The organism is Cuneatibacter sp. NSJ-177, assembly GCF_022867805.1.
GTDB lineage: Bacteria > Bacillota > Clostridia > Lachnospirales > Lachnospiraceae > Pseudolachnospira.
Genome location: NZ_JALIFO010000006.1, coordinates 1,120,579 through 1,141,768 on the forward strand (window position 1 = coordinate 1,120,579; position 21,190 = coordinate 1,141,768).

Annotated in this window: 20 protein-coding genes; 19 read left to right on the top strand and 1 reads right to left on the bottom strand. The window is 51.3% G+C overall.

What is annotated here, in order from left to right:
* Positions 1 to 305: 305 nt before the first annotated feature.
* The 14 genes from MUB23_RS13020 to MUB23_RS13085 all read left to right on the top strand — a co-directional run bounded on the left by MUB23_RS13020 (position 306) and on the right by MUB23_RS13085 (position 14,443).
* Positions 306 to 1,886, top strand: a complete 1,581-nt coding sequence (locus tag MUB23_RS13020) for an ABC transporter substrate-binding protein (RefSeq protein ID WP_244801024.1) — start codon at positions 306 to 308, stop codon at positions 1,884 to 1,886.
* Positions 1,887 to 2,003: 117 nt separating this feature from the next.
* On the top strand, positions 2,004 to 2,396 hold the full coding sequence (locus MUB23_RS13025; RefSeq protein WP_244801025.1) for an Asp23/Gls24 family envelope stress response protein: 393 nt from the start codon (positions 2,004 to 2,006) through the stop codon (positions 2,394 to 2,396).
* A gap of 13 nt (positions 2,397 to 2,409) precedes the next feature.
* Entirely contained in the window at positions 2,410 to 2,847 is a 438-nt protein-coding gene (gene nusB / locus MUB23_RS13030; RefSeq protein ID WP_244801026.1) for a transcription antitermination factor NusB, read from the top strand.
* Positions 2,822 to 4,036: an exodeoxyribonuclease VII large subunit gene (gene xseA, locus MUB23_RS13035; RefSeq protein ID WP_244801027.1), complete on the top strand. Its 1,215-nt coding sequence runs from the start codon at positions 2,822 to 2,824 to the stop codon at positions 4,034 to 4,036. Before nusB ends, xseA begins: the two co-directional genes overlap by 26 nt.
* Positions 4,026 to 4,241 carry an exodeoxyribonuclease VII small subunit gene (gene xseB, locus MUB23_RS13040; protein ID WP_244801028.1) on the top strand — a complete coding sequence of 72 codons (216 nt, stop codon included), beginning with the start codon at positions 4,026 to 4,028 and terminating at the stop codon, positions 4,239 to 4,241. Before xseA ends, xseB begins: the two co-directional genes overlap by 11 nt.
* A gap of 50 nt (positions 4,242 to 4,291) precedes the next feature.
* On the top strand, positions 4,292 to 5,203 hold the full coding sequence (locus MUB23_RS13045) for a polyprenyl synthetase family protein (RefSeq protein WP_442874114.1): 912 nt from the start codon (positions 4,292 to 4,294) through the stop codon (positions 5,201 to 5,203).
* A 26-nt stretch (positions 5,204 to 5,229) separates the two neighbouring features.
* Positions 5,230 to 7,089, top strand: coding sequence for a 1-deoxy-D-xylulose-5-phosphate synthase (dxs, locus tag MUB23_RS13050; protein WP_244801029.1), 1,860 nt, complete (start codon positions 5,230 to 5,232; stop codon positions 7,087 to 7,089).
* The gene (locus MUB23_RS13055; protein ID WP_244801030.1) at positions 7,086 to 7,880 is read left to right on the top strand and encodes a TlyA family RNA methyltransferase; all 795 of its coding nucleotides are present in this window, start codon (positions 7,086 to 7,088) and stop codon (positions 7,878 to 7,880) included. Before dxs ends, MUB23_RS13055 begins: the two co-directional genes overlap by 4 nt.
* Positions 7,861 to 8,757 carry an NAD(+)/NADH kinase gene (locus MUB23_RS13060; RefSeq protein ID WP_244801031.1) on the top strand — a complete coding sequence of 299 codons (897 nt, stop codon included), beginning with the start codon at positions 7,861 to 7,863 and terminating at the stop codon, positions 8,755 to 8,757. Before MUB23_RS13055 ends, MUB23_RS13060 begins: the two co-directional genes overlap by 20 nt.
* A gap of 28 nt (positions 8,758 to 8,785) precedes the next feature.
* Positions 8,786 to 10,468, top strand: a complete 1,683-nt coding sequence (gene recN, locus MUB23_RS13065; protein WP_244801032.1) for a DNA repair protein RecN — start codon at positions 8,786 to 8,788, stop codon at positions 10,466 to 10,468.
* 122 nt (positions 10,469 to 10,590) lie between these two features.
* On the top strand, positions 10,591 to 11,871 hold the full coding sequence (spoIVB, locus tag MUB23_RS13070; RefSeq protein WP_244801033.1) for a SpoIVB peptidase: 1,281 nt from the start codon (positions 10,591 to 10,593) through the stop codon (positions 11,869 to 11,871).
* Positions 11,872 to 11,976: 105 nt separating this feature from the next.
* Positions 11,977 to 12,774, top strand: a complete 798-nt coding sequence (gene spo0A / locus MUB23_RS13075; protein ID WP_244801034.1) for a sporulation transcription factor Spo0A — start codon at positions 11,977 to 11,979, stop codon at positions 12,772 to 12,774.
* Between the two features lie 210 nt (positions 12,775 to 12,984).
* A complete protein-coding gene (locus tag MUB23_RS13080) occupies positions 12,985 to 13,695 on the top strand; it encodes a response regulator (protein ID WP_244801035.1) in 711 nt (236 codons plus the stop codon).
* A 166-nt stretch (positions 13,696 to 13,861) separates the two neighbouring features.
* Positions 13,862 to 14,443, top strand: a complete 582-nt coding sequence (locus MUB23_RS13085; protein WP_244801036.1) for a hypothetical protein — start codon at positions 13,862 to 13,864, stop codon at positions 14,441 to 14,443.
* 199 nt (positions 14,444 to 14,642) lie between these two features.
* On the opposite strand, the gene MUB23_RS13090 is transcribed toward MUB23_RS13085, so the two are convergent.
* Complete coding sequence (locus MUB23_RS13090; protein WP_244801037.1) at positions 14,643 to 15,041, bottom strand: PadR family transcriptional regulator; 399 nt, start codon at positions 15,039 to 15,041, stop codon at positions 14,643 to 14,645.
* A 142-nt stretch (positions 15,042 to 15,183) separates the two neighbouring features.
* Here MUB23_RS13090 and MUB23_RS13095 point away from each other — a divergent pair, with 142 nt between their 5' ends.
* From MUB23_RS13095 to MUB23_RS13115, 5 genes are all read left to right on the top strand, one after another.
* Positions 15,184 to 16,341 (top strand): ABC transporter substrate-binding protein, encoded by a 1,158-nt coding sequence (locus MUB23_RS13095; protein WP_244801038.1) that lies wholly within the window; start codon positions 15,184 to 15,186, stop codon positions 16,339 to 16,341.
* On the top strand, positions 16,334 to 17,146 hold the full coding sequence (locus MUB23_RS13100; RefSeq protein WP_244801039.1) for an ABC transporter ATP-binding protein: 813 nt from the start codon (positions 16,334 to 16,336) through the stop codon (positions 17,144 to 17,146). The genes MUB23_RS13095 and MUB23_RS13100 overlap by 8 nt, the downstream gene beginning before the upstream one ends.
* Positions 17,143 to 18,042 (top strand): ABC transporter permease, encoded by a 900-nt coding sequence (locus MUB23_RS13105; protein ID WP_244801040.1) that lies wholly within the window; start codon positions 17,143 to 17,145, stop codon positions 18,040 to 18,042. Before MUB23_RS13100 ends, MUB23_RS13105 begins: the two co-directional genes overlap by 4 nt.
* Before the next feature lie 546 nt (positions 18,043 to 18,588).
* Complete coding sequence (locus MUB23_RS13110) at positions 18,589 to 19,743, top strand: iron-containing alcohol dehydrogenase (protein WP_244801041.1); 1,155 nt, start codon at positions 18,589 to 18,591, stop codon at positions 19,741 to 19,743.
* A gap of 60 nt (positions 19,744 to 19,803) precedes the next feature.
* On the top strand, positions 19,804 to 21,180 hold the full coding sequence (locus tag MUB23_RS13115; RefSeq protein WP_244801042.1) for an aldehyde dehydrogenase family protein: 1,377 nt from the start codon (positions 19,804 to 19,806) through the stop codon (positions 21,178 to 21,180).
* Positions 21,181 to 21,190: the final 10 nt, after the last annotated feature.

Consider the following 21,190-nt stretch of genomic DNA (forward strand, 5'->3'; position numbering starts at 1 on the left):
TCATTTTCTTTGTCAATGATCCAGAATGTACCAGGATACGCAGGAAGGAAGGAGGACAAAATTGTCCACCCAGGCGGACAATTTTGTGGGTGGGCGGGGCAGGAAACAGGCGGATATAATGAAAAAAGAAGTGGAAACAGGCCTGTTTTGGGAAGTGCTATTGGAAAGGAAAACCAGAGAGAAGGGCGGAAATTCACTTTTCAACCCGGAAACCGCAGGGTATAATGTTTGAATGAATACATGATTACCGGTATAACAAATTGCCTAGGCTTGCCGCACGGCCGGCAGCCGGGAAAGGCGGGAGTATGAAACATGGCAAATGTAAATATACAGGATGGGTGATTGCAGTCCTGTTTCTTTCCTTGGGATGTCAGTCCTGCGCCTCCCACGCCCTTCCGTCCGGGGAGACCGTTACAGAAGTCGGAGTGGAGAAGGCGGGCGGAATACTTCGGATTTGTGACAATGAAACCGTGGAGGTGCTGGGGTATCCTCCGGAGATGACTTCGGAGGTTCAGCTCAGGCATGCAGCCCCGGCCATTGAGACGCTCCTTCGAATGGATGAAAAAGGGACGCCGCAGGGACATTTGGCAAAGGGCTGCACCGAAGATCGGGAAAACCGGACCCTGACCATCGAACTGCGCAGCGGGATCCGCTTTCACGACGGAACAGAATTTAACGCGGAAGCAGTCAAGTGGAATCTGGACCAGCAGATCAGCCACGAGGCAGCCGGAACCAGCCGGATCGAGGAAATTGTGGCGGAAGACTCTTTGACGGTAAAGATCTTCCTGAAAGAGTGGGATAATACACTGCAGGACAACCTTTGTATGGGGCTGGGGCTGATGATTTCTCCGGCCGCCTTTGAAAAGAACGGGGGCGCCTGGTGGGCGAGGCGAAATCCGATTGGCACGGGCCCTTTTGTCCTGACCGGATGGCAGCGGAGCAAAAAGCTGGTGTATGAAAAGAATGAAAACTATTGGCAGAAAGGGCTGCCACTGCTGGACGGAATCGAGATCATTACGGACACGGATTATATCAGCCGTGATTTTGCCCTGCGCAATCAGGATTACGACGTGTTGATCCGCGGGGATATTACCAGTCTGGCAGGGCTGCTTTCCGAGGGATATGCGTTAAACTCTGTGTCATCGGGCACCGGCCCCTGGGGACTGGTATTTGACTCCGCCAATGAAAACTCTCCCTTTTCCGACCTGCGGGTCCGGCAGGCCGTCTCCCATGCGGTGGATGTGGAAAAGATCGGGGAAGAGATTTATCTGGATACTGTGGAGCTGACGAACCAGCTGTCTTACCGGGACAATTGGAGCTATAACTATCAGGTGAAGGGATATCCCTACGATAAGGAGAAGGCGAAGGCGCTCCTTATGGAGGCCGGATATCCGGACGGCTTTTCCACGGTCTATACTTATAATATGATGGCGGACCGGGCGGAAGAGCTGGCTTTCGCCCTGCGGGACATGCTGGCTGAGGTAAATATATCGCTGGAACTAAATCCGGTCAGCGATATGGTCCACTCCGAGCTGCTGTTCGGCGGAGTGGGCTGGGATGGAATCCTGGGGATTCACGGGTCCGCCTACCCCGATGCAGTGGTTCAGATGTATAACTCTTTTGTCGGAGACCGGCAGTACCGAAGCATGTGGAAGCCAGCGGATCTGATGGAGTCAATCTGGAATGCTGTGACGGCGCCGGAGCAGCAAAGAGGGGAGGAAATCCAGGAAGCCCAGCGGCTTCTGGTGGATGAATATTGCCTGATCACCTGTATGTTCATCCAAAAAGATATGGCGGTCTGCGCGCCTTATGTCCACGATACCGGGCTTTCCAAGACTGTGCCGTGCACCCAGTGGACGCCGGAGCTGGCTTGGGTAGGGAAATGATATGAATTTCCGGCCGTTTTTGGTTCCCCTTGCAACTTCCCAGGCTTTTTGATATAATAACAAAAAGTTCTATGGATAGAAATATCGATCCACAAAGGTGGAACAGGAGGTTTTCAAATGGGTAAAGAGACGGAAGGCAGAAGCACTCATGTCATCCATGAAAAGGATAAAATCGGCCAGGTCGTGATTGCGGACGAAGTATTCGCCATCATTGCGGGCCTGGCGGCGACGGAGATAGACGGCGTTCACTCAATGGCGGACAACATTACGAAAGAACTGATTGCCAAGCTGGGGATGAAAACCCTCTCCAAGGGGGTAAAGGTAGAGGTCATGGAGGATAAGGTTTCCGTCTACATGGCGCTTAACATCGAGTTCGGCTACAACATCCCCCAGGTTTCTACCCTGGTGCAGGAAAGAGTCAAAGCTTCGATCGAAAACATGACCGGTTTCTCGGTTTTGGATGTCAACATTAAAATCGCCGGCGTCGTCGTTGACCGGGACCGGCAGTAACGAAAGGCAGAACATGACACGAAGACAAGTGAGAGAACACACCTTTAAAGCGCTGTTCCAGAAAGAGTTCTGCGATCACGAAGAATACCAGGAGCGGTGTGAACTGTACGTTGGGGAGCTTCCTGAGCTGCCTGCGGAGGGAAAAGAGGAGATCAAGGAACGGGCGCTTTTGGTGGAACACCGTCTGGAGGAGTTGGACGGAAAGCTGAATATGGTGGCGGAAGGCTGGAAGACCCGCCGGATGGGAAAGGTGGAGCTGACGATTTTGCGTCTGGCCGCCTATGAGATTTTTTACGACGAGCAGGTTCCGGCCAAGGTGGCGATCAATGAAGCGGTGGAACTGGCAAAGATATACGGCGGCGAGGATTCCCCCGGCTTTATCAATGCGATTTTAGGAAAATTGGTGAAAGGTCTTGATGAGGCCGATGAGACGGACCGCGAATGTTTATAAAGTAGGCCAGGTAAATGCCTATATCAAGAATTTGTTTGCGATGGACTATGCGCTCCGCTCTATTGTCGTGAAGGGCGAAGTCTCCAACTGCAAATATCACTCCTCCGGTCATATTTATTTTACGCTAAAGGACGAGACGGGTACGCTCTCGGCGGTTATGTTCGCCGGACAGCGGGCCGGTCTCCGCTTTCGGTTGGAGGAAGGACAAAACGTTCTGGTTTCCGGAAGCATTATGGTCTATGAGAGGGAGGGAAAATACCAGCTTTACGCAAAGGAAATCACGCTGGACGGGATCGGCGATCTGTACCAGAGGTTTGAAGAACTGAAGAAACGCCTGGGGGAGATGGGGATGTTTGCCCCGGAATACAAGCAGCCGGTTCCCAAATATGTAAAGCGGGTCGGCATCGTGACGTCCCCTACGGGAGCCGCGATCCGGGATATCGTCAATATCGCGGGGAGGAGAAATCCTTATGTGCAGCTGATTCTCTACCCGGCGCTGGTCCAGGGAGAGCAGGCGGGAAAAAGTATTGTCCGCGGGATTGAAACCCTGGATTCCATGGGCTTAGACTGCCTGATCGTCGGGCGGGGCGGAGGATCCATCGAAGATTTGTGGGCTTTTAATGAGGAATCGGTGGCCAGGGCGATCTTTGAGTGCCGGACGCCGGTGATTTCGGCGGTGGGCCATGAGACCGATACGACGATCGCGGATTTTGTCGCGGATCTCCGGGCCCCGACGCCTTCGGCGGCCGCGGAGCTGGCCGTCTACGATGTCTACGAATTCATGGGCCAGCTGGAACAAAAAAAGCTGTCTCTGCGCCGCCTCGCCAACGGTGCGCTGAGAGATCAAAAACTGCGGCTGACCGAGCAGGAACGGCGGCTGACGCGGCTGGATCCCCAGTATCAGCTGGGAGAAAAAAGCCAGCAGCTGGCAAACGCCGAACGGCAGATGGGAGAGCTGGTCCGCCGGCGTCTCGAAGCGAGCCGGCAGCAGCTGGCCGTGGCGGCCGCCCGGCTTTCGGGTGTATCGCCTTTGACGAAGCTGGAACAGGGCTATGCCTATGTGACCGGGGAGACCGGGGAAAACATCAAATCGGTGAGACAGGCCCCGCCCGGATGTGTGCTGACGGTACGTCTGGCGGACGGGACGGTTCAGAGTGTGGTAAAGGAGCAGAAAGCCGATGGAAGATAAGCAGACAATGACCATGGAGGAGGCCTTTGACCGGCTGAATCAGGTTTTAAATGAGATGGAATCCGGCGAGCATACGCTGGAAGAGACCTTTACTCTGTATGAGGAAGGACTGAAATTGGTGCGCCACTGCCATGAGACCGTGGATACCATGGAGAAAAAGCTGATGATCCTGGAGGGGCAGGATCCGGAAGCCGGCGAGGAGTAGACAAAAGCACCCTGGGAAATCCAAAAAAGTCGGGGAGGAAAAGAATGGGAATGGTAGAAAATAAGACGGAACCGGGTCCGGATGCAAAGATCCAGAACGAACAAGTTCGGTCGATGGAAGATGTTCTAAAGGAATATCTTCCGGAGGAGTCCAGTTTTCAGGAGACTGTGTTAAAGGCGATGAATTACAGCGTCCTTTCCGGAGGAAAACGGATCCGGCCGCAGATGATGGAACAGGCCTACCGCTTGTTCGGCGGATCAGGGAAGGAAATCGAGCCCTTTTTGGCGGCGATTGAGATGATTCACAGCTATTCCCTGGTCCACGATGACCTGCCCGCCATGGACAACGATACGCTGCGCCGCGGGCGGCCGACCACCTGGACGGTATACGGGGAAGCGATGGGGATTCTGGCCGGGGATGGTCTTTTGACCTATGCCTTTGAAACCTGCACCAAAGCGTTTGCTATGACAGAACATCCGGACCGGGTGGGAAATGCAATCAGAATTTTGGCGCAGAAAGCCGGTATCTCCGGAATGGTAGGCGGGCAGACTGTAGATGTGGAGCTGACCGGGAAGCCGGTATCCGAGGAGCAGCTGGATTTTATATACCGGCTGAAGACCAGCGCCCTGCTGGAGGCATCCTTGATGATCGGAGCCGTTCTGGCCGGGGCAGAAGAGGAGCAGGTGGACCGGATGGAAAAAGTGGCTTCCGATATCGGTCTTGCCTTCCAGATCCAGGATGATATTTTGGACGTGACCAGCACCGAAGAAGAACTGGGCAAGCCGATCGGAAGCGATGAGAGAAACCAGAAAACCACCTATGTCAGCCTGCATGGACTATCGGCAGCCAAGGCTGAGGTGAAACGCCTGTCGGAAAGAGCCATAAAGACATTGGAAACCCTTCCGGGAGACAGCACATTCTTCCGAACATTCATCCGGAAGCTGGAAAGCCGTTCCCATTGATTGGGAGGCGGAATAGGGGGATTTTGATGATCCTTGATCAAATTCAAAAGCCAAACGACATAAAAAATGTGGATCCAAAAGATTACGATCAACTGGCAGAAGAGATTCGAGAATTTTTACTGCAAAAGATCAGCGAGACCGGAGGCCACCTTGCCTCGAATTTAGGTGTGGTGGAACTGACGATGGCGCTCCATCTGTCCTTTGATCTGCCGAAGGATAAACTGATCTGGGATGTGGGCCATCAATCCTACACCCATAAGCTGCTGACCGGACGGAAAAACGGTTTCGATGAAATCCGCTGTTACGGCGGCATCAGCGGTTTCCCGAACCGGAAGGAGAGTTCCTGCGACGCATTCAACACCGGACACAGTTCTACTTCGATTTCCGCCGGGCTGGGGCTGGCCCACGCCAGGGATCTTGCGGGGGAAGATTTTGCCGTGGTGTCCGTGATCGGCGACGGAGCGCTGACCGGCGGGATGGCCTACGAAGCGCTGAACAATGCTTCCCAGCTGAAAAGTAATTTTATTATTGTCCTGAACGACAACAATATGTCGATATCGGAAAATATCGGCGGAGTGTCCCGGATGCTGGGGAATCTCCGCACCGCTCCTCAATACAACGATCTGAAAGCAAATGTCAGCCAAAATCTTTCCAAGGTGCCCGGCATCGGAAACCAACTGGTAAAACGGATCAGCATGGCAAAGCAGGGGATCAAACAGCTCTTTATTCCAGGAATGTTTTTTGAAAATATGGACATTACCTATCTGGGACCGGTGGATGGCCACAATATCCCGATGATGGTCAATGTGTTTCAGGAAGCGCGCCGCCTGAACCGGGCGGTTGTGGTTCATGTGATGACGAAAAAAGGGCGCGGCTACGAGCCGGCCGAGCGGTTCCCGGAGGCGTATCACGGGGTGAATCCCTTTGTGGTGGAGACCGGAAAGCCGAAAAAGGAAAAGCGGGAGCCAAATTATACGGACGTGTTTTCCAAAGTGTTCTGCCAGATGGCGGAGAAAGACAAATCCATCGTCGGCATCACGGCGGCGATGCCGGAAGGCGTCGGGCTGAAACGATTCCGGAAGCTTTATCCGGACCGCTTTTTTGACGTTGGCATCGCAGAAGAGCACGGCGTAACCTTTGCGGCCGGACTGGCGGCCGGCGGAATGAAGCCCTATTTTTGTGTCTACTCCTCGTTTCTGCAGCGGGCCTATGATCAGATTCTCCACGACGTCTGTATTCAAAATCTGAACGTCACCTTTGCCATCGACCGGGCGGGACTGGTCGGAAGCGACGGGGAGACGCATCAGGGATTGTTTGACCTTTCATTTTTGCAGACGATCCCGAATATGAGCATTCTCGTGCCGAAAAACTGTTTTGAGCTTGCCGACGCGCTGCGTTTCAGCGCGGATTTTGAAGGGCCTTTGGCGATCCGCTATCCCCGCGGCACAGCTTCCCGGAATCTGAAAGAATTCCGGGCTCCGCTTGTATACGGGAAAGCGGAGGTTCTCTACGAGGAGGAGGAGATTGCTCTGCTTGCGGTGGGAACCATGGTGGAGACCGCCTGTGAGGTACGGGAAAAGCTAAAGGAGATGGGCCATCGGGTCAGCGTCATAAACGCCCGGTTTGTCAAACCTCTGGACGAAGAATTACTGGAGCGGATTGCCGAAAAACATTCGGTTTTCGTTACATTGGAAGAAAACGTGCTGAGCGGCGGGTTCGGAGAACACGTGGCGTCCGCCTGCATCTGGAAGAAGCTGCCGGTGCGCGTGATTTCCGTGGCTATCCCCAATACCTATGTGGAGCACGGAAATGTGGATCGATTGAAACAGGAAGTTGGGATCGATGCTAAAGGCGCTCTTAACACGATCCTAAAGGAGCTGGAATGAAAGAACGTTTAGATATCCTGGTAGTAAAACGGAACCTGGCCGAATCCAGGGAAAAGGCAAAAGCATTGATTATGGCGGGGGAAATCTTCGTGGCAGGTCAGCGGGAGGACAAGCCCGGCTCCACTTTTGAGGAGACCGCTGAGATTATCCTGCATGGAAATACCCTCCCCTATGTCAGCCGGGGGGGCTTGAAGCTGGAAAAGGCGATGAAAGAATTCGGCGTCACAGTTTCCGGAAAAATTTGTATGGACGTCGGCGCTTCCACCGGGGGATTCACCGATTGCATGCTGCAAAACGGCGCGGTAAAAGTCTACGCCGTGGACGTCGGCTACGGCCAGCTGGCCTGGAAGCTGCGGCAGGACGAGCGCGTTGTCTGTATGGAAAAGACCAACATTCGTTATCTGACGCCGGACCAGGTGGCGGAACCGGCCGGTTTTGCCTCCATCGATGTCTCTTTTATCTCTCTGACCAAGGTTCTGGAACCGGTCAGACAGCTTTTGACCGAGGACGGGGAAGTGGTCTGTCTGATCAAGCCCCAGTTTGAGGCGGGACGGGAAAAGGTCGGAAAAAAAGGGGTGGTGCGGGAGAAGAGTACGCACCTGGAGGTCATCGAAAAGGTGATTTCTTATGCGAAGGAAATTGGTTTTACCGTGTTGAATCTGGATTTTTCTCCGATCAAAGGACCGGAAGGAAATATCGAATATCTGCTGTATCTGACAAAAAATGCCTCCTGCGAGGAAATTGTGGTAAACCCGAAAGGAGTCGTGGACAATGCCCACCAAAGTCTCTGAGAACAATAAAATCAACAATTTTTATATCATTACCAATGAGACGAAGGACGTCAACTTTGAGACGACCAATATGATCAAAAATTACCTTCACAAACGGGGAAAGTCCTGCTGGGTGCGGCCGGAGAAAAGAGATTCAGAGCTGTCGATGCGCCGGCAGACCATGGAGAGCGAGATTCCCCCGGAGGTGCAATGCGTGATTGTACTGGGCGGGGACGGGACGCTGCTTCGGGCGGCTCGGAACCTGGTGAACTTGGGCCTGCCGTTTCTGGGGATCAATCTGGGCCACCTGGGCTATCTGACCGAAGGGGACCGGAACAGCATTACGGACATTCTGGAGCGGGTTATCGCGGACGAGTATTTCATGGAGGAACGGATGATGCTCCGGGGCCGGGTCAAGAAAAAGGACGGCCGGGTGATCAGCGACGACGTTGCGCTCAATGATATCACCATCAACCGGAGCCGGTCTCTGCGCGTGATCAAGTTTAAGTTATACGTAAACGGGGAATTCCTGTACCTATATACGGCCGACGGTATCATCATCTCGACGCCCACCGGCTCGACGGCCTACAACCTTTCCTGCGGGGGGCCGGTGGTGGAGCCGACGGCAAAACTCTTTGTGGTGACGCCGATTTCTCCCCATTCGCTGAATAACCGGAGCTTGATCCTGTCTCCCACCGACACGATCGAACTGGAGCTTTTGGGTTCGGATAAGGATCTGGATTCCCAGGTGGAGTACGTGACCTATTATGACGGAGATTCCATCGTACAGATGGAGCCGGGGGACCGGCTGGAGATCGTCCGCGCGGAAGCAGTAACGAAAATATTGAAGCTGAGCACAATGAGCTTTTTGGAGACCTTGCGGATAAAAATGTCCTAGCGGACAGAGTACGGAGGGAAAAGCGGGTATGCTGTTGAATCTTCATGTGAAAAATTTTGCCTTGATCGACGAGGCGGAACTGGATTTCGGGAGAGGACTGAACGTTTTAACCGGTGAAACCGGCGCCGGAAAATCGATTTTGATCGATGCGGTGAACGCGGCTCTCGGCGGGCGCGTCCGCGGGGACGTGATCCGGACCGGAGCGGATTTTGCTTACGTAGAATTGGTGTTCTCCATCGAGGACGAGGCGAAAAGAAAGACGCTGGAGGAGATGGATGTCAGCACGGAATACGACTGTATTCTGATTTCCAGGAAGATCACAGAAAACCGCAGCGTTCACAAGATCAACGATGAGACTGTGACCTCCGCCAGAGTCCGTCAGGTGACGGAGCTGCTTTTGGATATTCACGGGCAGCATGAACACCAATCCCTGTTAAAAAAACAAAAACATCTGGAAATCCTGGATCAGTTTGCCTCCCAGGAAGCGGCGCAGGCTAAGGCAAAGGTGGAGAAATCCTACCGGCAGTGGCAGGCCTTAAAAAAATACTTGAATGAGTTCCAGCTGGACCCGGAAGCTAGAAAAAGGGAGATGGATTTCCTCAGTTTTGAGATCGAGGAGATTGAGAATGCAGCCTTAAGGGAAGGGGAGTCCGAGGAGCTGGAGGCAGAGTTCCGCCGGTTTCGAAACAGCCGCCGTCTTGCGGAAGCGGTAAGGGACACCGGGCGGGAGCTGGGGATCGAGGGGCTGGACGGCGCGGCGGAAAAGGTTTCCCGCGCGCTTCGGGAGCTGCATCCGGCTGTGGCTTTGGACTCTGTCCTGGAGGGGATCTACTCTCAGTTGAGCGATGTGGAGGAGCTGCTCGGAAATGCGTGCCGGGAGCTGTCCTCCTATGCAGACGAGCTGTTTTTTGACCCGGAAGAATTCCGCCGGATTGAAAACCGTTTGGATGTGATTCACCGGTTGGAAGAAAAATACGGCGGCTCTTATGAGGCGATCCGCGCTAGTTTTGATCAAAAAAAATCAAAATTAGATGAATTAAAAGATTTTGAAGCGCGCAAACTAAGAGCGGAAGAAGAAGAAATCCACGCGCGGGAAGAGTTGACGAAAGTATCTAAAGAACTCAGCGAAATCAGGAGAAGGGCGGCGGCGCCGTTGGCGGAGTCCATCCGGTCGGCTTTGGTGGATTTGAATTTTTTAAACGTGGAATTTCAAATTGGTTTCGAACCGCTTGAGGAATTTACAAAAAATGGGCAGGACAGCGTGGAGTTTTTGATTTCCACCAACCCAGGAGAGCCGGTCCGGCCTTTGGGCCAGGTAGCGTCCGGCGGTGAATTGTCCCGAATTATGCTGGCGATCAAAGCGCTGCTATCCGATAAAGATGAGATCCCCACTTTGATTTTTGATGAAATTGACACCGGCATCAGCGGGCGCACGGCGCAGAAGGTTTCGGAAAAGCTGAATACGATCGGAAGAAACCGCCAGGTGATCTGCATCACTCATCTGCCCCAGATTGCCGCGATGGCGGACTGGCATTTTTGTATTGAAAAAGGAATCGCCGGCCGGCAAACCCAGACGTTTGTCCGCGTCTTAAATGAAGCAGAATCCGTGGATGAGCTGGCTAGGCTATTGGGCGGGGCGGAAATTACAGATACCGTGCGGAAAAGTGCCCATGAGATGAAGGATTTGGCAGGCAGAACAAAAAACAACTAGTTTGAACTTGTGGAATTATCCCATACTAATAGCGGATGCAAAACGAGGAAAACCTCGATAGAGCGTCCGCTATTTTCCTGTTTTCAGAAAAATAGATAAATTTTTCTAATAGGAGGTGTGATATGGAAGCAAGAAAGAGCTACCGGCGCCTGCTGCTTTGGGTATTTGGTTTCTCCCTGATTTTTTGCGCAATCTTTTCTTACTATTATGTACAGAATACGATTCCGGACCGCATCAACGTGGTCGTACAAGAGGAGGAAGAGTTTAATTTCTCTTTGCCCATGACAGCGACTTTGACCAGCGGCAGTGAGGAAGTTTCCCTGAGCGGCAACAGCAATATCCCGTCGGGTGCCATTAATCTAAGCCTGGACGAACCTTTTCAGGTCTGCGGTTCCACCACTGGGAATTATGAGCTTTCCTGCAAATTATTCGGGCTGATTCCGATGAAGAGCATCGAGGTATCGGTGGTGAATCCACAGTATGTCTATCCCATGGGCGAGCCGGTGGGAATTTATCTGGAAACCCAGGGAATTTTAATTGTCGGAACCGGGACCGTAACGGATGAGCATGGAGTTGAGCGAAATCCGGCAAATGATGTGGTCCAATCCGGAGATTATATCACGGCGGTAAACGGAAAGAGTATCGCAGGAAAAGAAGATCTGGTGGATCTGGTGGCGGATAACGGCGCGGCACCGGTTTCCCTGACGGTGCGGCGCAATCAGAAAGAGCGGGAAGTAATGATAACGCCGGTTCAGTCCGGAGACAATGAATTCAAACTGGGAATCTGGATTCGTGACGATACCCAGGGAATCGGTACGATGTCGTATTTGACTACCGACGGCAAATATGGAGCATTGGGGCACGGGATCAGCGATATGGATACGGGACTGTTGATTGAGAGCGGTTCCGGCACCCTCTATGACGCCCATATTCATTCCATTTTAAAAGGCAGCGGAAACACACCGGGTTCCGTCTGCGGCAGCATCAATTACGACGATTCTTTCCGGATCGGTACCATCAAGAAAAACTGCAGCGCCGGGATTTATGGCGATTATGACATGTCCAGGGGCATTCCGTCAGGTGTTGAGCCGGTGCCGGTGGGATATATGCAGGAAGTGGAGACCGGGGAAGCTTTTATCCGAAGTTCCATTTCCGGGGAAAGCAAAGATTATCGGATCGAAATCGTCCGGATGGACAAGAGCAACAGCAATAACAAAGGCCTGGTGATCCGCGTGACGGATCCGGAGCTGCTGGCTTTGACCGGCGGCATTGTTCAGGGAATGAGCGGCAGCCCGATTTTGCAGAATGGAAAAATGATCGGCGCAGTCACCCATGTCTTTCTCCAGGACCCGACAGAAGGCTACGGAATTTTTTTAGAGAAAATGTTGGAAGCTTCTTCGTGAAATGTGTCGTATCTTGCGATTGTCACTTCTTGCACGTCGGACAGAAGAACTTTATAATAGAATCTGCCTGAAAAAAAGAAGAAAATGGAAAAGGAGGGGATTTCTATGGGGAAATTAGAAATTGCCATCGCAGATGATAACGAAAGCGTGATCGAGAATTTGACAAAAGGTCTGGAAAAAGAACCGGATTTTCAGATTGTCGGTCGCGCGGGTGACGGGGAAGAACTGCTGAAGATTATTCGTGAAAAAACGCCGGATGTGGTACTGCTGGACATTATTATGCCGAAAATGGACGGTTTGGCGGTGATGGAACGGGTAAAAGAAGACAAAACTTTACCCAAGGTTCCGTCATTTATCGTCATAACCGCTGTGGGCCACGAAAAAGTGACGGAAGATGCGTTCCGGCTGGGCGCCGGGTACTATGTGATGAAGCCTTTTGATGCAGAGCTGGTGATAAACCGGATCAAGACCATGACCGGCTCAGCAAAATCCCGGCCTGCAGAACAGCGGAAGGTGGCTCCGTACGAGAGCAAAACCGAGTACATGGAACGGAATCTGGAATCTGACGTTACGGCAATGATCCACGATATCGGAGTGCCCGCCCACATCAAGGGTTATCAATACCTCCGAGATGCGATTATCCTCTCCGTAGAGGACATGGAAATGCTCAATTCCATTACCAAGATTTTGTATCCCACCATCGCAAAGAAACACCAGACCACATCCAGCCGTGTGGAGCGGGCGATCCGCCATGCCATCGAAGTAGCCTGGAGCCGGGGCAATATGGATACCATCAATGAACTGTTTGGCTACACGATCAACACGGGCAAAGGGAAGCCGACGAATTCCGAATTTGTCGCCCTGATCGCCGACCGCATCCGTTTAGAGTACAGAAAACACTGATGAACCAAGATTGCCAGGCAATCTTGGAGCCAGCCGTCAGATAAGACCGCTAAGGTCTGGGGAAAGGGTCATTTCCCCGGAACCTTAGCGCTATTTTTATCCTCTCCGCAGGGTTCGTGGTGTACAATGGTAGAATCAACCGAAAAGGGGCCGAACGCCAAAGCGGCGCTCGGTCCCATCGGATCGGAAGCATTCAGGAGGCAATTTATAATGAGCGCAAATACAAATTGTATTTTATTGGTGGAGGATGAAAAAGGCATTCGGAACTTTATTCTTCGTTCGCTGGAGAGCAGCGGCTATCAGGTGGTGGCAGCGGAAAACGGACGGGAAGCAAAAGAGATGTTCTTGGCGAAATGTCCGGATCTGGTGCTGCTTGACTTGGGCCTTCCCGATATTGACGGTGTGCAGCTGATCCCCATTCTGCGGGATTGGAGCAACGTGCCGATTATCATTGTTTCTGCGCGGGATCAGGAAGCGGAAAAGGTACGCGCCTTGGATTTAGGCGCAGATGACTACATCACCAAGCCTTTCGGGATTTCCGAATTGATGGCGAGAGTGCGGACTGCTCTCCGCCATCGGGGCGTTTCCGCCGCGTCGCAGCCCGAAGAGGACGAAGTGTTTCATATTAAAGATCTGGTCATTGACATGGGCAAGCATCAGGTGATGAAGGCCGGCGAAGAAATCCATTTTACCGGAACTGAGTTTAAGAGCCTGGCGCTTTTGGCAAAACACGCCGGGAAAGTGTTGACCTATGATTTTATTTTGAATCAGATTTGGGGACCTCATGCGAAAAGTGACAACCAGATTCTTCGGGTCAATATGGCAAATATCCGGCGAAAACTGAAAGAGAACCCGGCTGAGCCGAGATACATTTTGACCGAGCTGGGGATTGGCTATCGGATGCTGGAAGATGCAGAATAAGTCATATTGACTGACATTAACGGAATCTTTACATTTTTATTATGAAATCTTTATGAGAGCGCCACTTCCCTTTACACCCTTTACACGGCCTTTTCGGATACAATATAACCAACAAGAGGAGAGATCCTAAAGGTTATAAAAAATAAAAGAAAAGGAGCGGAATATCATGAAGGAAAACAATTGGAGTTTATATTTGAAGGGAAACGAGGAGCTGCTGTGGAACGGAAAAGGCAAAGCGGATGCTCTGATCAATGCGGGTAACAAAACGAAACTGATGATTCGCTGGATCGCATGTGCGATTGTAGGACTTGGCTTTACGGCATTTTACCTTCCTTATGCAATCGGACACCAGTTCCCGACGAACAATACGATCATTTCCGTCGGCGTTGTCGTAGCACTGGCATTGGTAATTGCTTACGGCCCCATCCAGGAATGGAAAATCCTGAACGGAAAAATGAATTACCTGCTTACGAACCGCCGCGTAATGTCAATCCAGGATGGAAATGTCCACGAATTTGCAGTTGATGCTGAGACTCCTTGCCGTGCCGAGAAGCTGGACAATGGAACTTATGTGGTCTTTATCGGCGAGGCTGCCTGCCGGACAAAGCTTTCTCAGGCCCGCACCAATGCGATGATCGGCATCAAAGACGATGCAAACCAGATAATTGGAATGGTGCTCTATGGAGTGAGCAATGCGGAAGAGATCAGCCGCTATCTGAAAGCATATCCTGGAAAAAAGGTTGCGTAACTCTCTCCCTCCAAAGCAATGTCAAGCTGCTTTGGATTCAATATAAAATCCGCCGCATGCGAGTGCGGCGGATTTTTTTGCTCGTAATAGGTAAATAATGATTTCATAAGTAAATATTTACAATGTATGTTTTTGGGTATTGACAATAAAACAGAAAGAAGATACACTACAGAAGGAATACGGGGGATATTGTCACAAACTATCTTTCCCGGCAGCAAGAACAGGAAACGGGATTTTTCTCCGGCAGCCGCTGTTCCATGGCATTCAGAAGAACGTCAATGTTTTTTCGATAAGAGATCAGCGTTTGACGCCAGTTGGCAAGACATTCATCCCCCTCCTCGGTAAGAGCATAGATCCGCCGCGGATTTCCTTTTTCTCCTTCCTCCTCGTGAGAAGATAAAAGTCCATCCTGTTCCATTTTTTTTAAGGTCCGGTACAGTCCGGTAGGGTCGGGATGATCGCAGGCAATCATCTCATTTTCCGTTAGTTCTGTGAGCAGCTGGAAACCATGAGTAGGGTTATCTTTTAAAAGAAGAAGGATTGCAGGTTGGATCAATTTATCCAGAAAAAATCCTTTACAGGCGCATTTTTGTTTCATTGAAGACTCCTTTCTTCTTGAATCCGTAAAGATTGTCTTCTATTGTAGCGAAAGAGCTTGGAAAAATCAAACGTTTTTTGGAAGCTGTAAATTTTTTTGATTGATTATTAGACTAAGTCTAATATATAAAGGAGGCAGAGCAATGAAAAAATTGTGGATTATGGGCGCCGTTTTCGTCCTGGCTTTGACGGGGGCAGGATGCGGAGATTCCGGAAACCCCATGACAAAGACGGCAGCCGCCGAAACAACCGCAAGCGATGGTACGGCCCAAGGGAATGAAGGGAGCGAGGGGACATCCTCCGGCGAATCCGTCCAGGCGAATGCAGCAGCCGGAGAGAAAACAAAATTGGTGGTTGGAAATACCGGAGGAAGCATCAAGCCGGCGATGGTTGTTTTGGCTCACGAGATGGGATACTACAAAGAGGAAGGACTGGATGTCACGCTGGAAAACATTTCTTCCCTTAATGATGGACTGGCCGCGATCGATATGGGGAAAATGGATGTCCTGCCTTTGGGTGTCATCCCTTCCATCACCTTCATCTCCCAGGGGTCGGATCATGTGATCATCGGCGGGACGATCTCCGAGGGCGGCCAGGCAATCGTGACCGAGGAGAGAAAAGACGAGATCAGAGGCATCGAAGACTTTCGGGGGAAAACCGTTGCCTGCGTGCGCCCGGAGACCGGACATTTGTTTGCTAAAAATTTATGTATACAAAGCGGAATGAAACCGGATGAGGATGTCACGTTTGTGGAGCTGGACGGTTTCCAGTCGGTCATCGAGGCCGTGTCCAAAGGAACCGCAGATGTGGGCTTTGTCAACAGCGGCTTTGGCCAGGTGGCGGAAAAACAGGGGCTTTTGATTGCGTTTAATATCGGCGACGTTTATCCGGACGCAGTCTGCTGCCGCCAGACCACCTCGAAAGCAGTGATCGCAGAAAAAAGGGACGCCTTAGTAAGCTTTGAAGTGGCCAACCTGCGCGCTTACCTGCTGTATCAAAATGACAAAGAGACTACAATCCGTAAACTGATGGAGTTTTCCGGACAGACGGAAGAATATGTGGAGTACTGTCTTTATACCGGGCCGATGAAGATCAGCATGGATCCAGCCAAGAACCGAATCCAGGAGTTCTATGAAGTGATGGAGAACAACGGGGATATTCCGGAGGGGAGTGTCTGGAATGTAAATACAGCGGTGGATACCTCGATCTACGAGGATGCGTTGAAGGAAATGCTGCGCCGGGAGCCTGACAATGCAGAGCTGAAAGCTTTGTCCGAGGTTTTCCCCAAGAACAATGAGTGAGCAGGAAGCGATCCGGGTCAGCGGCCTGTGTTTCCGCTATTCTTCTCCGGGGCGGGAGGAACAGGTGCTGAACGATTTTCATATCTCGGTCCCGGCGGGCCAATTTCTTGCGGTGGTGGGGCCCAGCGGCTGCGGAAAAAGCACCTTGCTCAGCCTGCTGGCAGGACTGCGCCAACCGATAAGCGGAGTGATAGAAAGATTCGGGGAGGCGAAATGCGGGCCGGATCTTCGGGTAGGGGTGGTGTTTCAGCACTATTCTCTGTTCCCCTGGATGACGGCTAAGCAGAATTTGATCTTTGGAATCCGCCAGGCTAAGAAATACCGGAAGAAAGAGGCAGAACTGCTGGCGCAGCATTTTTTGGAGCAGGTAGAACTGAAGGAAGCGGCGGATAAGTACCCCCATCAGTTGTCCGGGGGAATGCAGCAGCGGGTTGCCATCGCAAGGATGATGGCGATGGACGCCGATCTGTTCCTGATGGATGAACCTTTTGGCGCCTTGGACACAAAGACAAAGCTGGCCCTCCAGCAACTGCTGCAAAGACTGGGGTGTGGAGAAGATCAAAAAAAGACGATTGTCCTGGTCACCCACGATATAGAAGAAGCATTGTTTTTAGCAGATCGGATCGTATTTTTGAGGGGGGGATCCATACAAGCGGATTTCACGGTTCCCTTTGAACGCCCCAGAGACCGCGCCGGACTGGGAACAAATCCGGAATACAATGACCTGCGCCGGTTCTTGCTTAACCAATTTGGAGCAGAAAAAGAGCGGGAAGCAGAGGATCGAAGGGAGGAAGACATGGGATGAAGAGGAAGCTATCGCTGTCCGACGGCTTGTTTTTTCTCCTGGTTGCAGCGGCATTTCTTCCCGGAGCCAGAGCCGTATCCAGCCGGACGGCATTTATCACGGTAATCTTAACGGTCGAAGCCAGTTTCTTGTGGTACCGGCTTCGCACAAAAAAGAAGGCGGCCGGCGATATCAGCATCGTGGTTTTCGGATTCTTGCTGCTGTGGGAGGTGACGACCACAAAGCTGGATCTTCTTTCCCCGATCCTGGTCCCTGGGCCGGAAGCGGTGTTTCAGGTCTTTCCTGTTCAGTGGGAGACGATGCTGAAAGGGGTATTCTCTTCTTTGGAGCTGATCCTTTGGGGTTTTGTGGCGGGACTGTCCGCCAGCGTCAGTCTGGGGCTTTTCGTGGGCTGCATTCCCAGGCTGAGGAACCTGTTTCTTCCGATTGCGCGGGTCCTGAGTCCGATTCCTCCGATTATCTGCGCGCCTTATATAATTGCCTTAATGCCCACCTTTCGGAGCGCTTCTTTGCTGGTGTTGGTGCTGGGGATTTTTTGGCCCAACTTTATGAAAATGGCAGAGCAGACCGGCAGCATGGATCCGAAGCTGCTGGATTCTGCCCGGATGATGGATTTGAATCTCCCGACCATGGTATTCCGGATCTATCTGCCTTATCTTCTGCCGGGGCTGATTTCCGGTTTGAAGGTGATGCTGTCCACTTCCTTTTTGCTTCTCACCATGGCGGAAATGATGGGGGCGGCCAGCGGTCTTGGCTATTATATCCGGAGAAACACGGATTTTGCCAATTATACCAATGTGGTTGCCGGTATTATCCTGGTAGGCGTGGTGATCACCATATTGAATCTTGGAATTGGTTGGATAGAGAAACATTTGATTCGTTGGAGGAAGGGGTAGACCCCTTCCTTTTTTATTTCCCGGATTATTTGGGAGAACTTTATTGATACTATATAAATATATATTGAAAGCAGTTAGGCATAGATAATTGTTAAAGACAAAGGCGATGTTTGATGATTAGACTGATAAGTTATAAACATAACAATTATTTATAAAAGCTTACACTGCAAATATTAGTAATCTTTACAATGACTTGGTGAAATCAAAATTGTGATAAATTTGACAAAAGTATTAATGCTGGCGTGTTAGAACCATGAAAACCATTATAAATTCAAAAATTTACAATGTAAATAAACAAAAAAATTTTTTTAATTAGAAATTACCATCAACCAATTGATTTGTTTTTAAAATCATGATATGTTAGTTTCGCCACTTGAAATCAGATAATATTTAAAATAATTAATGAAAAATAGATAAGTAAACGTTAAAAAATAGATAAACAAAAAAATATCAATAAAGGAAGTGCGCGAAATGGACCTCTGTGCCAAGTGTTAAAGATGCAGAGAGATATTTATATATTAATAATATAATAGAAAGGAGGATACTATGTTAAATTTCCAGATGTACCAAAGAGTGAAAGTTCTGTTCGGGGAGGGCAGTGTCAAGCAGCTTGGCGAGCTTGTCACGTCGATGGGATCGAAGAAAGTATTCCTGGTGTGCGATAAGGGGGTAATCCAGGCCGGAATTGTGGACCGGGTTGCGGATAGCTTACAGGCGTCCGGATTGGAATACGTTATTTTTGACAAAGTCTTGCCGAATCCTCCGGCCAGCGTGGTCGAGGAAGGCGGAGAGATCTGCCGGAAGGAAGGCTGCGATTGTGTGGTTGCTGTCGGCGGCGGCAGCAGCATGGATACCGGGAAAGGCGTGAATCTGCTCCGTTTTAACGATGGGCCGATTCTTCGCTTTGCGGATTTCTCTCAGCCGATGAATTTGTCTCCGGGATTGATCACGATTCCGACCACCTCCGGCACCGGCAGCGAGGTGTCAGATGGGATTGTCCTGTCCGACGAACACAATGTAAAGTACCCTCTTCTGGCGACCAACGCCATGTCGGATTACGCGATTATTGATCCAGAGCTGATGGTGGGGATGCCTCCCAAGCTGACGGCAGCGACCGGGATCGACACCCTGACACACTGTGTGGAATCCTTTACCTCCAGCCTGGAAAATCCGATGGTGGACTTTTTCGTGGAGCCGGGCATGGAAAAAGTTGTAACGTATCTGCCCCGTGCGATTGCAGACGGAAAGGACTTGGAGGCCAGATCTCAGATGGCGATCGCCTGCACCATCGGCGGCTGGATGCTCGGCTATGGCCACACCCATGCCGGTCATTCCTTCGGACATGTAATCGGGGCTTATTTTGAAGTACCCCATGGATGCGCCTGCGCGTTTGCGGAGCCCTATGTGCTGGAGTTTAACGCCAAGGCGAAACCGGAGAAGACGAAACGGGCCGCCGAGATCTTAGGAGCGGTATTTACCGGAGATGAGACAACGGAAGAAATCGGTGCAAAAGCCCGCGATGCCTTTATCCATTTCCGCGACGAAGTCATTCATTTGACGCCGGCGAAGGAATTCCATTACGATGAAAGCAAGTTTGAAGAGATGGCGGCGGCTATTGAAAACGAGTTGTTCCAGGTGTTTAATCCGGTGAAAATGACCGCAGCCGACGCCTTGGAGATCCTGAAAAAGATCTACGCTTAAGCAACAGTAACCAGGGGAGCAAGTCTCCCGGAGAAAATGGAAAATTTAGGAGGGAACATCGTGAATCAACAAGAATTATTGGATCATCTGGTAGCAAATGCAAGAGTAGCTCTGAAAGAATTTGAACCCTACACGCAGGAACAGGTCGATGAGCTGATCAAAGCGATCTGCCTGGCATTTAAAGAACACGCTCTGGAGTTTTCCAAAGAAGTCGTGGAAGAAACCGGTCTCGGCGACTATGATTCCAAAGTGATCAAAAATACCGGTTCTCCGGACGGCGTCTGGTACGCCTTGAAAGGAAAAAAGTCCGTGGGCATCATTGGGGAAGATAAGGAGCAGGGCCTGAAATATGTGGCAACCCCCAAAGGCATCCTGTCATCCGTGGCTCCGACCACGAATCCGAATATTACAGTCCTCTTTAACGCTGCGTTCGGCCTGAAGGGGAGGAATGTTTTGATTGTCGCCCCTCATCCCAGGGCGAAAAAAACCACAATGCACACGGTACAGGTGATTAATGACGCGTTGGCCGCGAAGGGAGCTCCGAAAAATCTGGTTCAGTGCATCGAAGAGCCTTCCATCGAGCTGACGCAGCTTTTAATGCAGAACAGCGACGTGATCATCGCTACCGGCGGGGCCGGAATGGTGAAATCCGCCTATTCCAGCGGGCATCCTGCTTTTGGCGTAGGCCCAGGAAACGTACAGACGATCTTTGACCGGGATTACGACTATCCTCTGGCGGTGGCTCAGACCGTGGAAGGAAGAAAGCTGGACAATGGCCTGATCTGTGCCTGCAATCAATCTTTCATCATCCCGGAAGAAGAGGAAGAGAACATCGTGGCCTGCATGAAAGAGCAAAAGGTTTACTATGTTGGTGATCCGGCCGAAGTGGACCAATTCCGCAAGGTGCTCTTCCCGGACGGCAGACATATCAATAAGGACGTAGTCGGGCAGAGCGTTCGGAAAATTGCCGGTATGGCAGGAGTGACAATACCGGAAGATACTTCGATTATTGTCTTAAAGGTGGACCGCGCCAATGCGGGAGCCGCCGACCCGCTGTGCGGTGAGAAAATGTGCCCGGTGGCCATCGAGATCACTTACGATACCTTTAAGCACGCCGTGGAAATCGCCAAGGCGAACCTGCTCTATGAGGGAGCCGGCCACTCGGCGGTCGTACATACCAACGATCCGAAGAAAGCTGAATATTGCGGCACCACCCTGCCGGTATCCCGAATGCTGGTGAACCAGCCGGGTGTCTTTGCCGCCAATCCTGCGCTGGCCAACGGCCTGAATCCGACCAGCACGCTGGGCTGCGGCTCCTGGGGAAACAATTCCATCTCTGAGAACCTGACCTACGAGCATCTGATCAATATCTCCCGGATCAGCTGCCTGAAGGACGAGAGCACGATCCCGACCCAGGAACAGATTTGGGAAGATTAACCGGCTGATA

What these genes read in the sequence shown, in the direction of transcription:
- MUB23_RS13020 (WP_244801024.1), top strand. Translation starts at nt 306, where the DNA reads ATGAAACATGGCAAATGTAAATATACAGGATGGGTGATTGCAGTCCTG.
- MUB23_RS13025 (WP_244801025.1), top strand. Translation starts at nt 2,004, where the DNA reads ATGGGTAAAGAGACGGAAGGCAGAAGCACTCATGTCATCCATGAAAAG.
- nusB (WP_244801026.1), top strand. Translation starts at nt 2,410, where the DNA reads ATGACACGAAGACAAGTGAGAGAACACACCTTTAAAGCGCTGTTCCAG.
- xseA (WP_244801027.1), top strand. Translation starts at nt 2,822, where the DNA reads ATGAGACGGACCGCGAATGTTTATAAAGTAGGCCAGGTAAATGCCTAT.
- xseB (WP_244801028.1), top strand. Translation starts at nt 4,026, where the DNA reads ATGGAAGATAAGCAGACAATGACCATGGAGGAGGCCTTTGACCGGCTG.
- MUB23_RS13045 (WP_442874114.1), top strand. Translation starts at nt 4,292, where the DNA reads ATGGTAGAAAATAAGACGGAACCGGGTCCGGATGCAAAGATCCAGAAC.
- dxs (WP_244801029.1), top strand. Translation starts at nt 5,230, where the DNA reads ATGATCCTTGATCAAATTCAAAAGCCAAACGACATAAAAAATGTGGAT.
- MUB23_RS13055 (WP_244801030.1), top strand. Translation starts at nt 7,086, where the DNA reads ATGAAAGAACGTTTAGATATCCTGGTAGTAAAACGGAACCTGGCCGAA.
- MUB23_RS13060 (WP_244801031.1), top strand. Translation starts at nt 7,861, where the DNA reads ATGCCCACCAAAGTCTCTGAGAACAATAAAATCAACAATTTTTATATC.
- recN (WP_244801032.1), top strand. Translation starts at nt 8,786, where the DNA reads ATGCTGTTGAATCTTCATGTGAAAAATTTTGCCTTGATCGACGAGGCG.
- spoIVB (WP_244801033.1), top strand. Translation starts at nt 10,591, where the DNA reads ATGGAAGCAAGAAAGAGCTACCGGCGCCTGCTGCTTTGGGTATTTGGT.
- spo0A (WP_244801034.1), top strand. Translation starts at nt 11,977, where the DNA reads ATGGGGAAATTAGAAATTGCCATCGCAGATGATAACGAAAGCGTGATC.
- MUB23_RS13080 (WP_244801035.1), top strand. Translation starts at nt 12,985, where the DNA reads ATGAGCGCAAATACAAATTGTATTTTATTGGTGGAGGATGAAAAAGGC.
- MUB23_RS13085 (WP_244801036.1), top strand. Translation starts at nt 13,862, where the DNA reads ATGAAGGAAAACAATTGGAGTTTATATTTGAAGGGAAACGAGGAGCTG.
- MUB23_RS13090 (WP_244801037.1), bottom strand. Translation starts at nt 15,041, where the DNA reads ATGAAACAAAAATGCGCCTGTAAAGGATTTTTTCTGGATAAATTGATC.
- MUB23_RS13095 (WP_244801038.1), top strand. Translation starts at nt 15,184, where the DNA reads ATGAAAAAATTGTGGATTATGGGCGCCGTTTTCGTCCTGGCTTTGACG.
- MUB23_RS13100 (WP_244801039.1), top strand. Translation starts at nt 16,334, where the DNA reads ATGAGTGAGCAGGAAGCGATCCGGGTCAGCGGCCTGTGTTTCCGCTAT.
- MUB23_RS13105 (WP_244801040.1), top strand. Translation starts at nt 17,143, where the DNA reads ATGAAGAGGAAGCTATCGCTGTCCGACGGCTTGTTTTTTCTCCTGGTT.
- MUB23_RS13110 (WP_244801041.1), top strand. Translation starts at nt 18,589, where the DNA reads ATGTTAAATTTCCAGATGTACCAAAGAGTGAAAGTTCTGTTCGGGGAG.